Source organism: Rhodococcus sp. DMU2021 (assembly GCF_019641445.1).
GTDB lineage: Bacteria > Actinomycetota > Actinomycetes > Mycobacteriales > Mycobacteriaceae > Rhodococcus > Rhodococcus pyridinivorans.
On the sequence record NZ_JAIFKB010000075.1, the window covers coordinates 1 to 1,660 of the forward strand.

The 1,660-nt window shown below is 66.1% G+C and carries 1 protein-coding gene; it reads left to right on the top strand.

The window, feature by feature from the left end; genetic code table 11:
- The first annotated feature begins 121 nt into the window (after window positions 1-121).
- Window positions 122-1,522, top strand: coding sequence for an IS1380 family transposase (locus K3M35_RS25680; protein ID WP_282189485.1), 1,401 nt, complete (start codon window positions 122-124; stop codon window positions 1,520-1,522).
- Window positions 1,523-1,660 lie beyond the last annotated feature (138 nt).

A 1,660-nucleotide genomic window follows, 5' to 3' on the forward strand; every position in this document is an offset into this window, starting at 1 on the left:
CCTGGAGATTTCCTCTCATGCGGGCTGAGCCCGGCGTGTAAAGCACGGAAGTGCCTGTCCGGTAGTGGATTCTTGGCTTGTCGAAGGTCAAGTATCCGTCATCGAGAGAGGCACTCCGCAGGTGAAGCCTAACCCGTACCCAGCTCTGGTTCTCGATCCTCGCCGCGAGTCGCTGATTTCCTCGTCCGGGGCACTGCTGCTGCGCGAGACGGTCAGGGTCTGTGGCGTCGATCGGGCACTGTCGACGGCGTTGACACCGTGGCGGGCGCCGCGATCACGTCATGACCCGGGCAAGGTGCTGATCGACCTGGCCATGGCGATCGCGCTCGGTGGTGACTGCGCCGCCGACCTCGCGGTGGTGCGCGCCCAACCCGAACTGTTCGGACCGGTCGCCTCCGATCCGACGGTGTCCCGGCTGGTCACCGGCCTTGCCGCAGAAATCGAGACGGTGCTGCCCGCGATCCGGGCTGCTCGTGCATCGGCTCGAGCGGCGGCGTGGGATCGCCGCCGACCACTGGCCGGCACCGCGGGCAACCGTGACGGTGGTCAGGTGATCGTCGATCTGGACTCGACACTGGTGACCGCGCACTCGGACAAGGAACTCGCCGAGCCGACCTACAAGCGCACGTTCGGGTTCTCGCCGATGTGCGTGTTCGTCGACCATGGCGAACACGGCACCGGCGAACCGCTGGTCCTGGATCTGCGGCCGGGCAAGGCTTCCCCATTCGACAAGGAGGACCACATCACCGCCCTCGACCACGCCCTCGATCAGCTGCCTGCATCGGAGCGTGGGCAGGTGTTGGTACGTACCGATTCCGGCGGGTGCTCCAAAGCGTTCCTGCATCACATCACCGACCTCGGGCTCGAGTATTCGATCGGGTTCCCCGCGCACGAGACGGTGAAGACGGCGATCGAGGCAATCCCTGTTCAGGCGTGGCGGGCGGCGGTCGACGGCGAGGGTGAACCTCGTGACGGCGCCCAGGTCGCGGAGCTGACCGCGTGGATGCCGGAACCGACCCGGGTCACCAGGCCCGGGCCGAAGGACTGGCCCGCCGGGATGCGGGTGATCGTCCGACGTGAGCGTCCGCATCCCGGCGCGCAGTTGCGGTTGACCGATGCCGACGGGTGGCGGATCACCTGTTTCGCGACCAACACCCGCGGTCCCGGCTGGACCCTGCCGGTCCTCGAGGTCCGGCACAGGCAACGGGCCCGAGCCGAGGACCGTATCCGCGGGTTGAAGGACACCGGCATGCGGAACCTGCCGTTTCACGGGTTCGCCCAGAATCAGATCTGGCTCGAAATCGTCTCCCTCGCAGCCGAATTACTGGCCTGGACTCAGACTCTTGCTTGGGGTGAGCGTGCACCGGTCCGCCGGTGGGAACCCAAACGGCTGCGCCTGCGGATCCTCACTGTCGCCGGCCGCATCATCAACACCGGCAGGAGACGATTGCTGCGACTGCCGAAGGGTTGGCCCTACAACCACCTCATTGACGCCGCCTGGACCACATTGCGCACCGCCTGAGCATTCACCTCGAACCGACGAGCAATCATGGAGAACCGGCGAACGCAGCGCCGGCGATCCCTCATGCCTTCATCCGACAACGCAGCCACCTACGACTTATCCGCAGGTCAGCCTAGCCAGACGAAAGTTTGAGGCTAG